The sequence below is a fragment of the Streptomyces sp. NPDC012769 genome (assembly GCF_042901205.1).
GTDB lineage: Bacteria > Actinomycetota > Actinomycetes > Streptomycetales > Streptomycetaceae > Streptomyces.
Window position 1 is genome coordinate 881,185 of sequence record NZ_JBIBCP010000001.1, and the last position, 16,482, is coordinate 897,666.

General features: G+C 75.0%; 5 protein-coding genes. 2 read left to right on the top strand and 3 right to left on the bottom strand.

Features of this window, described 5'->3' with window-relative positions:
* Window positions 1–2: 2 nt before the first annotated feature.
* Window positions 3–1,208 carry a hypothetical protein gene (locus ACFY7C_RS04070; RefSeq protein WP_389643357.1) on the top strand — a complete coding sequence of 402 codons (1,206 nt, stop codon included), beginning with the start codon at window positions 3–5 and terminating at the stop codon, window positions 1,206–1,208.
* Between the two features lie 28 nt (window positions 1,209–1,236).
* Here the strand turns inward: ACFY7C_RS04070 and ACFY7C_RS04075 are convergent, their stop codons facing one another.
* The 3 genes from ACFY7C_RS04075 to ACFY7C_RS04085 form a co-directional block, all read right to left on the bottom strand.
* On the bottom strand, window positions 1,237–1,929 hold the full coding sequence (locus ACFY7C_RS04075) for a sugar transferase (RefSeq protein WP_389643360.1): 693 nt from the start codon (window positions 1,927–1,929) through the stop codon (window positions 1,237–1,239).
* Between the two features lie 127 nt (window positions 1,930–2,056).
* Window positions 2,057–13,210, bottom strand: coding sequence for an amino acid adenylation domain-containing protein (locus ACFY7C_RS04080; RefSeq protein ID WP_389643363.1), 11,154 nt, complete (start codon window positions 13,208–13,210; stop codon window positions 2,057–2,059).
* Between the two features lie 116 nt (window positions 13,211–13,326).
* Window positions 13,327–14,763 carry an MFS transporter gene (locus ACFY7C_RS04085; protein ID WP_389643366.1) on the bottom strand — a complete coding sequence of 479 codons (1,437 nt, stop codon included), beginning with the start codon at window positions 14,761–14,763 and terminating at the stop codon, window positions 13,327–13,329.
* Between the two features lie 295 nt (window positions 14,764–15,058).
* On the opposite strand from ACFY7C_RS04085, the gene ACFY7C_RS04090 reads away from it, so the two are divergent.
* Complete coding sequence (locus ACFY7C_RS04090; protein ID WP_389643369.1) at window positions 15,059–16,375, top strand: amino acid permease; 1,317 nt, start codon at window positions 15,059–15,061, stop codon at window positions 16,373–16,375.
* Window positions 16,376–16,482 lie beyond the last annotated feature (107 nt).

Genomic DNA, 16,482 nt, shown 5'->3' on the forward strand with positions numbered 1-16,482 from the left:
CGATGACGGGACCGATGTCCGGGACGATCTCGGGCTCGGCCACGATCCCGGGTGCCGGGCCGACCGCCGGGACAGCGGAGGCGGCCGAGGCGGCCCGGCTGATCGAGCGGTGGCTGCTGCGGAGCGGGGCCCAGATCGGGGAGGGCACCGAGCGCGGGGCGGTCGCCGGATGGCTGGACCGGGAGGGACGACCGGAGTTCGTCTACCTGGAGATCACCGGCTACTACCTGACCGCGATGGCCTGGCTGGCCTCGGGCGCGGCGAGCTCCCCGGAGCGCGCCGCGGAAGCGCGCGAGCACGGCCGGCGGGCGGAGGGCTGGATCGCCCGCACCCTGTCGGAGCGGGGGGTCCCGCCCACCCGGCTGTATCTGTCGTCCGGTCGCGACGACTGGCGGAACGCGGGGGTGTTCACCTTCGACCTGGCGATGGCGGCGCGGGGAGTCGCGTCCTTCGGGGCCGGCGACCGGCGGGCCGGGCCGCGCGGCGCCTGGGAGGAGCTGGCCGCCGACCTCTGCGCGCCCGTCGAGAGGATCTGCGTGGGAGCCGCCGTGCTGCGGTCCCATGACACCGTCGCCGGCGCTCCCCTGCCCGACCGCTGGTCGACACGACCGGGCCCGCACCATCTCAAAGCGGCCTCGGCCCTGGGCCGGTTGCCCGACGGCGTGCTCGGGGAACCCCTCGAAGAGGTCTGCCGGCGGACCCGCGCCCACTGGGAGGCGAGGCTGACGGAGGCCTGGCCCTGCCGGGAGCTGCACCCGATCCTGTACGGGATCGAGGGCCTGCTTCTCGCGCCCCCGAGGCCCCCGACGCCGCCGACGCCCCCCGCGTCGGACCGGGCGCTGGAGGTCGTCGAGAGGGTCTACACCCGTCTCATGGGGCTGCAGGCCGTCGACGGAACCCTCACGGAGACCACGGGAGGGGGAATCGTCCGCTCCGACGTTCTCGCCCAGGCGCTGCGCATCGGCCTCCTGCTGCGCTGCCGTGGCCGCCTGACGGGGGATCACTGGGCCGGACGTCTCGACGGGCTGGCGCGGGCGCTGCTCCGTTTCGTACGGCCGGACGGCGGAGTCCTCTTCTCGGGCGACCAGGACGTCGCCAACGTCTGGTGCGCGATGTTCGCCCACCAGGCGCTGCTCCTGCACTCCCGGGTGCGCTCCGGCGCGACGGATCCCCGCCTGGCATCGGCCCTTTCGGAGCTGCTGGTGTGACCTCGGGGCCCCCAGTGGGCGGCGGACCTCAGTAGGCGCCGCGGCGCCCGAGCACGGCCGGTACGGTCCTGGCCAGGAGCTTGAGGTCGGTCAGCAGGCTCCAGTGGGTGATGTAGTCCAGATCCATCCGCACCTGTTCGGCGAACGGGACGTCGGAGCGGCCGCTGACCTGCCAGACGCAGGTGATGCCGGGCTTCACGAGCAACCGCAGGCGCTCGTACGGGCCGTAGTGCTCGCACTCCTCGGGCAGAGGGGGGCGCGGGCCCACGAGACTCATCTCGCCGTGGAGGACGTTGAGCAGCTGGGGCAGCTCGTCGATGCTCCAGCTGCGCAGGACGCGTCCGACCGGGGTGACCCTCGGGTCGTGCCGGATCTTGAAGAGGGGCCCGGAGCTCTCGTTCAGGTGGAGATAGGCCGACCGCCGGCTCTCCGCGTCCAGCGACATGGAACGCAGCTTCCACATCCTGAACGGCTCGCCGTCACGGCCGACTCGCTCCTGGGCGTAGAAGACCGGCCCCCGGGACGAGAGTTTGACGGCGCAGGCGGCCCCCAGCAGGACCGGCGACAGCAGGACGAGTGCCGGCACGGCGACGCCGATGTCGAGGGCACGCTTCGCGAGCAGTTGGCGGCGGCTTGCCGCGAGAAGGCCGCCTTCGAGACGGGGCGGGGAATCGACACCTCCGCTCGACTCGGCCCGGTATCGGCGGGTTTCGGGAGACATGTCTGCAGTGTGCGAGCGTGCCAAGGCGGGTTCATCGGCAACCGGACCCCATTTTGCGCGGCCGCGTGCCCAGATACGCCGCGTGCCGGCGCCCCTGTGGGGAGCGCCGGTCGCCGGGGGCGGGTGCTCATGCCGACCGGCCCTGAGTCGACCGGTCCTGGGACGGGGGCTGTCCGGTCTGTCCGGTCAGCACCGGCAGCGGGGTTTCCGGGCGGGCCGTGGCGGTCGCGAGGACCTGGGCGAACTCCTCCGTCCAGCGGGTGATCGTGGCGGCGTCGAAGAGGTCGGTGGAGTACTCGAAGGTGACCGAGATGCTGCCCGGGCGGGGCACGAGCACCACGTAGAGCTCGTTGCGGGCGGCGCCCCCGACCGGGAGGGAGGTGACGGTGGCGGACACCCCGCCCAGGCGCAGGGTCGGTGCCGGGGTGGTGACGACGGTGAACAGCACCCTGGGGAAGAGTCCGTCCGCCACCTCGGGCGCGACCAGGCGCACGACCTCGTCCAGCGGCAGTGCCTGGTGGTCGAGTGCGCCGAAGAGGGTGCCGCCGAGGCCGGTGACGAGGTCGGCGAAGGTCTCGGCCGCGGAGAGGCGGGCGCGCAGGAGGACGGCGTCTCCGAGGAGGCCGACGACCTCCTCGTGGGCGCGCCGGCCGGCCCGGTTGGCGCTGGAGGCGGCCAGCACCACGTCGGGGGCGGCGCGGTCGCCGTGCCGGGCGGCCCAGGTGGCGAAGGCGGCGGCGAGCACCGTATAGGGCGTGGCGCCCAGTCGGGCCGCGACCTCGGCGACCCGGTCCGGTACGGGTCCTTCGACGACGTGCCGGTGCAGGGCTCCCCTTCCGGAGAGCGTCGCGGGGCGGGGCCGGTCGTACGGCAGCCCCAGGTGCAGGGAGGCGCCGGCGAGTTCGTCGCGCCAGAAGGCCTCCAGCCGGGCGCGGCCGGGGCCGCCCAGCTGTTCCGCCTCCCAGCGGGCGAAGTCGGTGAACCGGGCGGCGGGCGGGGTGAGCGTGGCGGGGGTGAGCGTGGCGGGGGTTCCGCTGCCGTCCGCGTACAGGCGCCCGAGGTCGTTCCACAGGATGCCCATCGACCAGCCGTCGCAGACGGCGTGGTGCAGCACGACCATCAGCACCCACCGGTCCTCGGCCGTCCTGCCGAGCCGGAAGCGGAACAGCGGCGGCCGGTCCATCCGGAAGGGCCGCTCCGCCTCTTCCTGGCACCAGCGGTCGACAGCCGGCGGGTCGAACGACCTCAGGTCGTCGAGGGGCACCTCGACGGGGAGCTCGGTCAGGGTCTCGACGAAGAGCTCGCCGTCCCGTGTCACGCCCCGGCCGCGCAGGGCGTCGTGGCGGCGTACGAGGGCGTCGAGCGCCCGGGTGAGCGCCGCCGGGTCCAGCGCGCCGTGGAGGTCGACGCGGTGGACGACGTTGTAGACGGCGGGGTCGGTGCGCTCGTGGTGGCGGCGCCAGAGCCGGCGCAGGGTGGCCGGCATGGGGACGAGTCCGGCCGCCGGTGCGGAGCCCGCAGGGAGCTCGGGGGCCTCGGAGCCCTCAGGGCACTCAAGGACCTCGGGGTCGAGGCGGCGGGCGACGGCGCGAAGGGTGGGGGCTCGGAAGAAGTCCGCCATGGACAGGGCGATGCCGTGTTCGGTGGTCATCCGGTTGACGAGCCGTACGGCGCTGAGCGAGTGACCGCCGAGTTCGAAGAACGAGCGCGTCACCGGCACGGCACCGACGCCGAGTTCGTCGCACCACAGCTCGTGCAGGGCCTTCTCGGTGCCGGTGGCCGGCCCGTCGTCACCGGCGTGCGGAGCGGGGTCCGCGGCCGGCCGGGGGACGGTGGTGGCGAGGGCGGCGTCCTCGGGGGCGGGCAGCCGGCGGCGGTCCAGCTTCCCGGACGTGCCGATGGGCAGCCGGTCGAGCCACACCCAGCGCCGGGGCACGAGGTGGTCGGGCAGTTCGGCGGCCAGGTCGGCGCGGAGCGCTTCGGCGGCGTCGTGCGGAGCGTCCGGCGTCCGTCGCCCGGTGGGCGTGAGGTAGGCGACGAGTTCCGTGTCGCCGTGCCGGTCCCTGCGGGGCACGACCACCGCGTCACGGACGTCGGGCCGTCGCCTCAACACCTCCTGGACCTCGGCCGGTTCGACCCGGTGCCCACGGATCTTCACCTGGTCGTCGACGCGGCCGAGGAATTCGAGTGTGCCGTCGTTCCTCCAGCGGGCCAGGTCTCCCGTGCGGTAGACCGTCTCGCCGGCCGGGGTGGTGCGGAAGGCCGCGGCCGTCTCCTCGGGGCGCCGGTGGTAGCCGTACGACACGGCCACGCCGCCCACGTGGATCTCGCCGGTCGCGCCCCGGGGCACCTCGACGCCGTTCGGGTCGCGCAGGGTGAGGCGTACGCCGGGCAGCGGCGCGCCGATGGGCGGCCGGGTGCCCCGGGCGGGGTCCACCCGGTGGGTGGTGACGATGACCGACGTCTCCGTCGGCCCGTACTGGTTGTGGAGGACGCAGTCCGGGTGCCGTTCGAGGAAGTCGAGGAACGCGGGGGTGAGGTGCAGGGCCTCCCCCGCCGAGAACAGCTCGCGCAGGGCGGGCAGACGCGGCCCGGTCTCCATCAGATACGTGAGCGGCGTGCAGGGCAGGAACATCCGCTGCACGCCGTGGCGGCGGGCGGTCTCGACGAGGGCCACGGGGTCCTGCCGCAACCCGTCGTCGACGAGCACGAGGGCCGCGCCGGCGGCCAGGGTGGTGAAGATCTCCTGGACGCTGACGTCGAAGGAGGGCGAGGTCCACTGCAGGGTCCGGAGCGCCGCCGGATGCTCCTCCATGTGCCGCAGCACCATGTTGACGGGCCCGCGGTGGGGTACGACCACGCCCTTCGGCCGACCGGTGGAGCCGGAGGTGTAGATGCAGTACGCCGGGTCGTCGGCGTGGACGACGGGGGCGGGGGCAGCGGGGGTCGGGGCCGCGGGGCCGGGCTCCTCGTGGGGAGCGACCCCCTCGGCCTTCTCCTGTTCGGCCTCCTCCCCCGCGACGGCCTCGGCGGACCGGTCGACGGTGAGGACCTGCCAGGGTCCCCGTACCAGGGACGGATGGCGGGCCGTGGTGGCCTCGTCGGTCAGCACCAGTACGGGACGGCCGTCGGCGAGGAGCCCCTCGACGCGCGGTCCGGGCAGGGAGACGTCGACCGGCAGGTAGGCGGCGCCGCTCTTCAGCACCGCGAGCAGCGCCGTGATCAGCTCGGGGCCGCGCGGGAGCACCACCGCGACCCGTTCGCCGCGGCCCGCGCCCCCCGACCGCAGCCGCCGTGCCAGGCGGTCGGCGGCGCGGTCGAGCTCCGCGTAGGTCGTCCGCCCGCCGTCGGCGGCGGACAGCAGCGCGACGGCGTCCGGTGAGCGGCGCGCCTGCGCCTCGAAGAGTCCGTGGAGGGTCTCGGTGACGACCGGCACGGGCTCGTCGGTCCGACCGAGCCGCGCCAGCTCCGCCCGGTCGGCGTCCGTGAGCGCGGTGAGCGCGGAGAGCGGCGCCCCGGGGTCGGCGAGGACCCGTCGCAGCAGCTGCTCCACGTAGTCCACGAAGCGTCGCACGTCGCTCTCGGCGAACAGATCGGTGTCGTACTCGGCCATGAACCGCACGCCGCCGCTGTGATGGGTCAGATAGACGCTGAGGTCGAAGGGCGCGCGGGCGGACGGCATGTCGAGGAGCGTCGCGGCGAGGCCGGGCGGGTCGAAGTCCACCCGGCCCTCGTTCTCGTACTCCACCATCACCTGGAACAGCGGGTTGCGGCCGGGGTCGCGGCGCGGGTTGAGCGCGGACACGAGCTCGTCGAAGGGCACGTCCCGGTGTTCGTACGCGGCGGTGCTGCGCTCCTTCACCCGACGCAGCAGCTCCGCGAAGTCCGGGTCGCCGGACAGCTCCACCCGGAGCGCCACCGTGTCGAGGAACAGGCCGATCTCGTTCTCGGCGCCCTCCGGCCTGGCCGCCACGGCCGTGCCGAGGACCAGGTCGTCGTGGCCGCCGAACCGGCCGAGGACGGCCCCGATCGCGGCGGTCAGCACCATGAACAGCGTGGAGCGCCGGCCGGCCGCGAACGCCTTCAGCTCGGAGGTGAGCCGAGCGTCGAGGGCATGGGTGAGGCTCGCGCCCCGCCCGGACCGCACGGCCGGGCGCACCCGGTCCGAGGGCAGGGTCGCGTCCCGCGCGCCCGCGAGCTCGCGCCGCCAGAAGTCCAGCACCTCCGCCCGGAGTCGCGGGGTGACCACGGCGCCGGGCCGGGCGGACCCCGGCGCCGTCGGCGGGCGGAGCGCCGGGGTGGGGCGCTGCCCGGAGCGGTAGTGGGCGGCGAGCTCGCGCGTGAAGACCACGGTCGAGGAGGAGTCGAAGACGATGTGGTGGGCCAGGAGGAAGAGGAGGTGCCGGTCGTCGGCGAGACGCAGCAGCCGGCACGAGAACAGCGGTCCCGCCGCCAGGACGAAGGTCGTCTCCGCCGCCCCGGCCAGGGCGGCGGACAGCGCCTGCGCCTCGGTGGCACCGGTGTGGTCCTCCACCGGACAGTCGACGTCGACACGGTCGTGGATCCGCCGGACCGGGTCGCCGTCGACGGTGTCGAAGACGGTGCGCAGCGCGGGCTGGCCGGCCACCGTGCGCCGCAGGGCCCACCGCAGCCGCTCCACGTCCAGCGGGCCGTCCAGCCGGATCGCCTTCGGCTCGTGGTACATGCCGGTGCCGGGGTACATCTGCTCCACGAGCCAGATCCGCCGCTCGGGCGGCGACAGTTCGCCACCGTCGACGATCGCGGGAGCCGGGGCCGGGGCCTGGGCCTGGGCCTGGGCCTGGGCCGCGGACAGTGCCGGTGCCGGGGCCGGTGACGGCGCGGGTGCCGGTGCCGGTGCCGGTTCGGTGCGGGCGAGGGGCTGCGTGCGGAGGACGTCGATGGCGGGCAGTCCGGCGAGCACCTTGTCCGCGGGCAGGCCGAAGTCCACGAAGCAGGCGATCTCGTCCACGCCCGCCTCGGTCAGCCGCCGCACGGTCTCCGCGACGGACCCGGGGTCGCCGATGAGCGCACGCGAGGCGCAGTAGCTCTCGTACGCGCGGCCGAGCAGGAAGTCCACGTCCTCCTCGGGGGTGTTGGCCAGGTCGACGTCGAAGCCGAGGCTGTTGGTGACCTGGTCGAAGAGGGCGAGCGACGAGCGGAGGTACGAGACGAAGGGCCGGTACGCCTCCGTCCGCGCCGTCTCGGCGTCCTCCGCGAGGTAGGTGTGCACCAGGACCACGACCCGGCCGGCGGCGGGGTCGTGACCGTGCGCGGCCCGGGCGCGCCGGTAGAGCGCGATGTTCTCGGCCAGTTGCTCGACCGACTGCGCCATGAGGTTGGTGACGACGCCGAGTCCCTCGGCACCGGCCCGGCGGTAGCTGTCGGGGTTGCCCACGACGGCGACATAGAGCGGGGGCCGGTCCTGGACCGGCTTGGGGTGCAGCCTGATCTCGACGGGATCGCCGTCCCCCGCGGTCATGGTGACCGACCGCCCGGACCAGAGCGCACGGACGGTCTCCAGACGCTCGTACATCACCTCACGGTGCGGGCCGAAGTTCTCCGGGGCGAGGGCGAAGTCCCTGGCGTGCCAGCCGCTCGCGAAGCAGAGCCCGGCCCGGCCGCCGGAGAGGTTGTCGACGACCGACCACTCCTCGGCGACCCGGACCGGATGGTGGAGCGGCAGGACGACGGAGCCGGCGTGCAGCCGGACCCGGCTGGTGCGGGTCGCGAGGGCGGCGGCGAGGACCGAGGGGTTGGGGAAGGGCGCGCCGAACGAGTCGAAGTGCCGCTCCGGGAACCAGACCGCGTGGAAGCCGTGCCGGTCGGCGAACTCGGCGGCCTCCAGGATGAGGCCGTAGGCGTCGGCCGTGCCGGTCTCGGGATAGTCGCCGAAGAAGTAGAGACTGAAGTCGCAGGCCGACGCGCCGGCTCGAGGAGCTGGAGCAGGCTGCGGCGCGGGCGCGGGCGACGGTACGGGCCGGGACGCGGGGGCGGGCGCCTGCGCCGGTTTCGACATCGGGGTGGGCGGTGCGGCCGGGGTGTTCGTCCCGGCCAGAACATCGAGTTGTCGTTGCATCAGGCCGGCCATCCGGTCCACCAGATGCTCGGCGAATCGGAGTTGCTGTGCCACGACCTCCCGAAGGTCACCACCGGTCGCCTCCGGCAGGGGCTCCGGCTCGGGCTCCATCACGCGCTCGGGCCCGGGTGCGGGATCGGGCTCGGACTCGGACGCGGACTCAGGCTCGGGCTCGGGCTCCGCGAGGACGGCGTCACCCCGGAGCCGTACGACGAGTTCGGCGAGGGCCCGCGGGGTGTCGGCGTCGGAGAACAGCTCCCGGACGGGCACGCGTACCCCGTGACGGCGCTCCAGCTCGGCGGTCAGGCCCATCAGGGCCAGGGAATCGGCCCCGAGGGCGAAGAACGAGCGGTCGGGTGCCACGTCGGCCGGGTCGACGCCGAGCTTGTCGGCGGCCAGTTCACGTACCGAGTCGGTGATGTCCTCCAGGGCGGGGCCGGCCGTCCGCACCACCGGCTCGGGTGCCGAAGCGGGTGCCGGGGCCTGGGCCGGGGCGGCCGGTGCTGCCGTCGGCAGGGGGAAGCGACGGCGGCGGAGCGGGTGGCCGGGCAGCGGGACGCGCCCTCCCTCGGGGTTCACCCGGGACCAGTCGATCTCCGCGCCGCGCCGGTACTGCTCGCCGAGCGAGTCGAGGAAGCCCCGCCACTGCTCGCCGGCGGCCGCGCCCTGCCCGGGCCGCCAGCGGCTGTCCGGCAGACAGTGCCGCCCCACCCGGGCCAGCACCTCGCCGGTGCCCATCTCCAGGAAGTCCGCGCAGCCGTGGCGCGCCGCCGAGGCGACGGCCAGGTCGAAGCGGACCGGTTCGCGCGCCTGGCGGACCAGGTGGTCGGCGTCGACCGTCCAGCCGGGCGGGCGTACGGCGCCGTCCAGGGTGCTGACCAGCGGAAGGCGCAGCGGGCGGCGCTCCAGGCCGTCGGCCAGGGCCTTCAGCTCGGGGAGCACGGCGTCGAGGTGACGCGAGTGGAAGGCCCGGTCGACGGGGATCTCCCGCCAGGGCGTGCCCTCGGCGTCCAGGAGGCGGACGGCTTCCGCCAGTGCGTCCGGCGTGCCCGAGAGGACGTGGGAGCGGGGCCCGTTGACCGCGGCCAGTTCGGTTCCGGAGGCGTCGGCGACGCGCCGTGCGGTCGTCAGGTCGGCGCGGATCGTCAGCATGCCGCCGGGCGGGCAGTGCCGTTCCATCAGCCGACCGCGCCAGGCCGTGATCCTCAGCCCGTCCTCGACGGACAAGGCGCCGGCCGCGCACAGCGCGGCGTACTCGCCGACGCTGTGCCCGAGGACGAGGCCGGGACGCACGCCGGCCGCTCGCCACAGCTCGGTGAGCGCCATCTGGTGGGCGAACAGGGCGGGTTGGGCCACCGAGGTCGGCCACACCGGTCGGGCCGGGTCGCCGGCCGCGCCCTCGTCGAGCAGCAGCGGCAGCAGCGTGCCGCCGAACTCCTCGGCGTGGACCCGCTCGCACAGCTCCAGGATCCGGCGGGCCTCGGGGTGGGCGGCGTGGATCTCCCGTGCCATGCCCGGGCGGGCGCTTCCCTGGCCGGGGTACGCGAACGCCTGCGGGGCGGGAGGGGCGGGAGGGGTGCCGTCGAGTGCCGCTCGTTCCAGGGCGGCGGCGAGCTCCCCCGCCGTGTGTCCCACGACGGCGGTGCGGTGCGGGTGGTGGGGCCGGCCGAGCGCGAGGGTGGCCGCCACGTCGGGGGCGGACGCTTCGGGGTGGTCGAGGAGATGGCGCCGGAGCGCGCCGGAGAGGGCGGTGAGCGCTTCGGGGTCCCGCGCGGAGACGGGTACGAGCACCGGGTGCGGGGAGGCGGCGGGGGTCCGGCGGGGCGGTGCTTCCTCCAGGACGACATGGGCGTTGGTCCCGCCGATGCCGAGGGCGCTGACACCGGCCCGCAGTGGCGTCCCGGGCGGCGCGGTCCAGGGCCGCAGCCGGGTGCCGAGGACGAAGGGACTGCCGTCGAGCGCGAGTGCGGGGTTGGGGCGGTTCAGGTGGAGCGTCGGCACGAGGGTGCGGTGCCGGAGCATCAGCACCGTCTTGATCAGCCCCGCCATGCCGGCGCAGCTGTCCAGGTGGCCGATGGCCGGCTTCACCGAGCCCAGGGTGCAGAATCCGGTGTGCCCGGTGTCCGCTCCGTAAGCGCGGGACAGGGCCTCGAACTCCACCGGGTCGCCGAGCCGGGTGCCGGTGCCGTGCGCCTCCACGTAGGTGACGGTGTCCGGCGGGACCGCGGCCCTGCGCAGCGCCTGCCGGACGACGTCGACCTGCCCGGCGAGCCCCGGAGCGCTGAAACCGGCCTTGCCGGCACCGTCGTTGTTGACCGCCGACCCGAGGATGACGGCGTGCACGGTGTCGCCGTCGGCGAGCGCGCGGTCGAGCCGCTTGAGGACGACGGCGGCGACGCCGTTGCCGCCCACGGTGCCGTCGGCGTCCGCGTCGAAGGCGCGGCAGCGTCCGGTCGGGGACAGGATGGAGCCGGGGTGGCTGTGGTAGCCGGAGTCCTGGGGGGTGTGGACGGCCGCGGCACCGGCCACGGCCAGGTCGCAGTCGCCGCTGATCAGGGACTGGGCGGCGAGGTGGACGGCGACGAGGGAGGTCGAGCAGGCCGTCTGGACGCCGATGGCCGGGCCGGTGAGGCCGAGTCGGTACGCGACGCGCGTGGCCAGGAAGTCGGGTTGCCGCCCGATGGCCGTCAGCAGACCGGTGGCCGGGTCCAGGTCGGGGGCCGCGCCCGGGCCGGTCACGTTCTGGTGGTCGTACAGGTTCATGCCGCTGCCGGCGAACACGCCGATGCGGGTGCCGGGCGTGGAGGAGCGGTGACCGGCCTGTTCCAGTGCCTCGTGGCAGCATTCGAGGAAGATCCGGTGGGCGGGGTCGGTGAGTCCGGCCTCCTTCGGGTTCATGCCGAAGAACTCCGCGTCGAAGCCCTCGATGTCGTCGAGGACGCCGCCCACGGGCACGTGGGACGGCGCGTCGTCGCTCCGCCGGAAGACGCTCACGGCGTCCCTTCCGTGGCGGAGGTTGTCCCAGAAGGCGTCGACCGAGGACGCTCCGGGGAGACGGGCGGACAGCCCGATGATCGCGATGCGGTGGTCCGCGGCCTCCCCGGGCACCGGCGAGGGCACGGGCGCCGGCACCGGGTCCGGCCCGGCGTGGGTGCGGGGCAGTTCGGCCGCCAGGTGGGCGGCGAGGGCGGCGATCGTCGGGTGTTCGAAGGGGGCGGTGACCGGGACGGCCCGGCCCAGGCGCTCTTCCAGCCGGCCCCGGAGCCGGCCGAGGGCGAGGGAGGTCATGCCCAGCTCGTAGAAGGGCGTGGTCGTGTCCACGCGCCGCCCCGTCAGGGCGGCCACCGCCTCCCGTACCTCTTCCAGCACGGCGCCCGCGTCTGCGTCGGTGCCGGCGCGGAGGGCGGGTTCGGAATCGGCGTCGGACCCGGGGTCGAACGCTCCGGCGAGCAGGCGGTCGCGCAGCTCCGCGCGCCGGATCTTCCCCGCCGGGGTGCGCGGGAAGTCGGCCTCCGGGACGGGGACGGCCCGGGCGACGGTGAGCCGGAGGCCCGCGAAAACGGCTGCCTTGATCCCGGCGGCGATGTCCCGGTCGGTCTCCGGGCCGGTGTCGGGGCTGCCGGAGCCGACGAAGAACACGACGAGCGACTCGCTGCCGGTGGCCGGGTCCGGCACGCCGCAGGCGGCCACCGCGCCCGCGCGGGTGCCGGGGGCGGTCGCCGCGATGTCCTCGACCTCGTGGCAGAGGACGTTGTGCCCGTTGACGATGATCAGGTCCTTGCTCCGGCCGGTGATGGTCACCTGCCCGTCGGCGAGGAAGGCCAGGTCGCCGGTGGCGAGCCAGTCCCGGCCGGCCGGGAAGGCGGCGCGGTCGGCCTCGGCGTCGCGCACGTATCCGGGTGTGACCCGTGCCGCGCACCGCACCTGGAGCGCGCCGACGCGCCGCTCCGGGAGCGGCTCGCCCCGCCCGTCGACGACGCGGACCTCCGTGCGGTGCGCGGGTTCCCCGACGGAGACGAAGGTCAGCAGGTCACGCTCCGGTGTGCCGGCGTCGACGGTCACGAGGGCGCCGCCGAGGCTGTCCTTGCGGACGCGGTGCACGGAGCCGGGGCGGTCGAGCCGCCCGTACGTGATGGCGGTGACCGTCTCCGCCATGCCCCAGGCGGGGACGATGTGTTCCTCGCGGACGCCGTACGGCTCCAGGGCGCCGAGGAACGCGCGCATCACCGGCAGGGGTATCTGCTCGCCCCCGCACAGCAGGGTCCGTATCCCGCTCAGGTCCCAGGCGCGGTCGGGGCTCTCCGCGACCGCCTCGGCGACCATCCGGTACGCGAAGGCTGGGGCCCAGCTGTGGTTCGCCCGGTGCTCGTGGAGGAGGTCCAGCCACCGCAGGGGCGCGGCGAGGATGTGCTCGGTGCGGGCGTGCACATTGGTGCAGCCGGCGAACACCGCGAGCAGGTGGGACAGCAGGAAGGCCCCGCTGTGGTCCAGCGGGAGCCAGTTCATGGTCGTGTCGCCCGGCCGTACGCCGAGGATCCGGCGGGTGCTCGCGGCGAACTCGGCGAGTCCGGCGTGGGTGAGCCGGACCGCCTTCGGAGCGCCGGTGCTGCCGGAGGAGAGCATGAGCAGGGCGACGGCGGAGCCCTCGGGCTCCACGACGCCGTCGTCGCGGTCGTCGCGTTCGGCGCGGTCGTCGCGTTCGGCGGCGAGGCAGTCCTCGGCGACCACGGTCCGCAGGTCCGGGGCGGTCGTGGCCAGCGACGCGGCGCCCGCGCGGTCGGTGAGCACGAGCGGTCCGTCCAGCAACGCGCAGGTGTGGCGCAGGCGTTCCAGGGTGGGTGAACCCGGCTCGGCGCGTTCGGCGACGAGCGCGGGCCGGGCGCCGCCGAGCAGGCAGGCCCAGACGGCGGGGAAGAAGGTGCTCAGCGGCAGGCCGCACAGGACGACGTCCGAGCCGGGGCGCAGCCCCTGTCGGCGCAGCCCGGCGAGCATGCGGCGGGCCTGGGCCAGCAGCTCGGGATAGCGCAGGGTCCGGGCGGTGCCGTCGTCCTCGGCGATGACGACCCCGGCCTCGGGGTGGCGTTCCGCCGCGCGGAAGAGAGCGGCGACGGCGTGCGGCGCGTCGTCGTCGGTGAACTCCAGGTCCGGCCCTCGGTACAGGGCATGGCCGGGCGCTCGCTCCATGGGTCGGCTCTCCTCGTGGGTCAGCGTCGGGTCGGGCGGCGGGTCGTGCTGCGAGTCGCGCGCGGGCGACGGGCCGTGCGAGACAGGTCGTGCCTCGGCTCGAGTCGCGCCTGCGCTCAGGTCGGGCGTCTGGCTCGGTCGTGTGGGCGGCCGGCCGGGCGGTGGGCGGTGCGGGCGGCGATCAGCAGGATCAGCGCTCCGCAGCAGGCCAGGCCGTGGAAGAGGCCCACGACCGCGAGGGGCGACCACACCTCCAGGGCGGCCGCGGCGGCGACCGTGCCGAGGGTGAATCCGCAGGTCTCCGCCGTCGCGGACAAGCCGAAGAGGCGGCTGCGCTCCCGGTCCGGCGCCGCCTGGAGCCGCGAGGTGCAGAGGATCTCCGTGACCCCGTCGGCGACGCCCGCGAGCCCGGCGACCACGGTCAGCAGGAGGGGCGCGGGGCCGGTGAAGGCCAGGACGAAGCACACGGACATGGCGCAGGTCCCGACGGCGAAGGCCAGGGTGCCGCCGTGTCCTTCGGCGACGGCGGCCTGGCGGCGTTTCAGGATCTGGTGGGCGATGAGGGTGCCGGCCGCCCAGGACGCCCAGAACTGGGTCATGAAGAGGGCGGGGTTGCCGGGCGTGCGGAGTTCGGCGACGAGGGGCAGGGCGACGTTGTGCGAGGAGGAGGCCAGGGCGTCGATGCCACGGAGCACGACCATGCCGAGCAGCAGGGCCGGCACCGCGGTCATCACCCGCAGCAGGGTCGCGGGCTCCGGCTCCCCGGCCGTCCCCGCCGCCGCGGCCCGCCTCTCGCCGCTCCCCGTCCGGCCGCCACCGGCTCCGCTTTCCGCCCCGCCGTCGCCTCCCGCCGCCTTGCCCGATGCGGCCGCCTCGGCCGCCTCGTCCCCGGGTTCCCGCGCGCCCTCCCCCGCCCCCGTTTCCCTCGCGTCGCCCGTCTCCTCGGTCCGTAGGCGGAGGCGGAGCATCACCGCGGCCGACACCAGGAAGCTGGCCCCGTTCAGGGCGAAGGCGGCACCGTGGCCGGCGAAGCCGACGACGGGTGCGGCGGAGGCGAAGCCGGCCACGGTGGCGAGGGAACGCGCCGTCACGAGACGGCCGTTGGCCCGCACCCGGGCCTCGGCGCCCACGATCACCGGGATCGCGCTGCGCAGGGCCACGTTGAAGAAGGTGGTGCCGGCGCCGAGGACGCTCACCACGCCGGCGAGCAGCCACAGGGGGACCGAGCGGCCGAGGACGACGAGGGTGGCCATGGCGGCGGCCTGGCACAGGTCCGCCGTGATCATCATGCGTCTGCGGCCGATCCGGGCGGCCAGCGCACCCGCGCCGAGTCCGGCCAGCAGACCGGCGAACAGCCGCAGGGCCATCAGCAGCCCGAGGCCGAGGCCGCTGCCGGTGACCGCGTAGACGAAAAGGCTCAGGGCGATGAGGTTGAGGCAGTTGCCGTAGGAGGAGATCGCGTAGGCCGCCACCACCGCCCGCAGGCGCCCTTCCGAAGAGGGGGCGGGAGCCTTGCTCGGGGGTCGCCCGGTGGCCGTGGCGGCCCGGCGCATCACCTGACGCACCATCACAGGGGCCCGCCGCGGCCGGCCCGGGGACGACGACGCGCGTGAAGCACGCACGGAGGCTACCAAGCGATCACCGGGAGCGGGAGGGCGACCGGAGCGACGGGGACAGGGCGTCTCACCGACCAACCGCCCTATAGGGGGAGGTATTTCGGAGGCGGGCGGGAGGGGCGGCGGGGCGGGGTGCGATGACCGGGGACGTCCCAGTGGCCGGAAGCGGCTTGTTCGTGGGGCGGTTGTCGGCCATGATCCTTCGCTGTTCGTCGGATTTTCGGGGGGAATCATGACAGGGCGGGTTCTGGCTGCCGGTCTGCGGCAGCGGCATCTGGCCATGATCGCGCTGGGTGGCGCCATCGGTGCGGGGCTCTTCGTCGGCTCCGGGGTCGGCATCGCCGCCGCGGGGCCCGGGATACTCGTGTCGTACGCGCTCGCGGGGATCCTCACCTGGCTGGTGATGCGGATGCTCGGCGAGATGTCGGCGGCCCGTCCGGTGACGGGGTCCTTCGCGGAGCACGCGCGGCGGGCGTTCGGTCCGTGGGCGGGGCTGCTCGCCGGCTGGATGTACTGGGCGCTGCTGGTGGTGAGCGTGGCGGCGGAGGCGATCGCGGCGGCGCGGATCATGACCGGCTGGGTGCCGGGGCTGCCCGCGTGGGCGTGGGTGGCGCTGTTCATGGCGGTGTTCACCGCGAGCAATCTCGTCGGGGTGCGGCACTTCGGCGAGCTGGAGTTCTGGTTCGCGGGCCTCAAGATCGCCGCGATCTGCGGGTTCCTGGCGCTCGGCGCGGCCGTCGTCGCCGGGCTGGTGCCGGGTGCCCCCTCGCCCGGAGCGGCGTACCTGACGGGCGAGGGCGGCTTCCTGCCGCACGGCTGGCACGGGGTGGCCGTCGGGGTGGTGGCGGCGGTGTTCGCGTTCGGTGGTCTGGAGACGGTGACCATCGCGGCGGCCGAGTGCGGCGACCCGGTCCGCGCGGTGCGGGCCGGTGTCCGGGCGGTGCTCTGGCGGGTCTCGGTCTTCTACCTGGGCTCCGTCGCGGTGATCGTCACCCTGGTGCCGTGGCACGCCCCGGGCGTGGTCGAGGGCCCGTACGCCGCCGTCATGGAGCGGATCGGAGTGGCGGGCGCGGCCGATCTGATGCGGGCGGTGGTGCTGGTGGCGCTGCTCTCGGCGATGAACGCCAACATCTACGGCTCCTCGCGCATGCTGTACGCGCTCGTCGGGCGGGGGGACGCGCCCCGCGTCCTGGGCAGGCTGCGCCGTACCGGTGTCCCCTACGCGGCCGTCCTGGCGTCGGCCGCCTTCGGGTTCGTCTCGGTGGTGCTCAGTCTGGTGTGGCCGCACCACGTCTTCCCGTTCCTGCTCAACTCCATCGGCGCGGCGATCCTGCTCGTCTGGGCGCTGATCGCCGCCTCGCACCTGCGGCTGCACGGCCCGTCTCCGCGTGCTGTCGCCGCGCTGGCCTCGATCGGCGGGGTCCTCGTCTTCATGCTGGGCGACTCCGCCAGCCGTATCCAGATCCTCACGACGGGGGCGTGGGCGGCGGTGCTGCTGTGCTGGGCCTGGCTGCGGTCCGGCCGCCGGCCGGAACCCGCCGCCGGCTGACCCGGACACAGCGCGCCCGGCTGAGGCACCCACGCCGGACGGCCCGGGTTCCGGGCCGGGCTCGAACCCGTACCGCTCGCACCGCTCCTACCGGTCGTACGGCCTCT

Excerpts from the sequence above, each read along its gene's own strand:
- ACFY7C_RS04070 (WP_389643357.1), top strand. The coding sequence starts at position 3 with ATGACGGGACCGATGTCCGGGACGATCTCGGGCTCGGCCACGATCCCG.
- ACFY7C_RS04075 (WP_389643360.1), bottom strand. The coding sequence starts at position 1,929 with ATGTCTCCCGAAACCCGCCGATACCGGGCCGAGTCGAGCGGAGGTGTC.
- ACFY7C_RS04080 (WP_389643363.1), bottom strand. The coding sequence starts at position 13,210 with ATGGAGCGAGCGCCCGGCCATGCCCTGTACCGAGGGCCGGACCTGGAG.
- ACFY7C_RS04085 (WP_389643366.1), bottom strand. The coding sequence starts at position 14,763 with ATGCGCCGGGCCGCCACGGCCACCGGGCGACCCCCGAGCAAGGCTCCC.
- ACFY7C_RS04090 (WP_389643369.1), top strand. The coding sequence starts at position 15,059 with ATGACAGGGCGGGTTCTGGCTGCCGGTCTGCGGCAGCGGCATCTGGCC.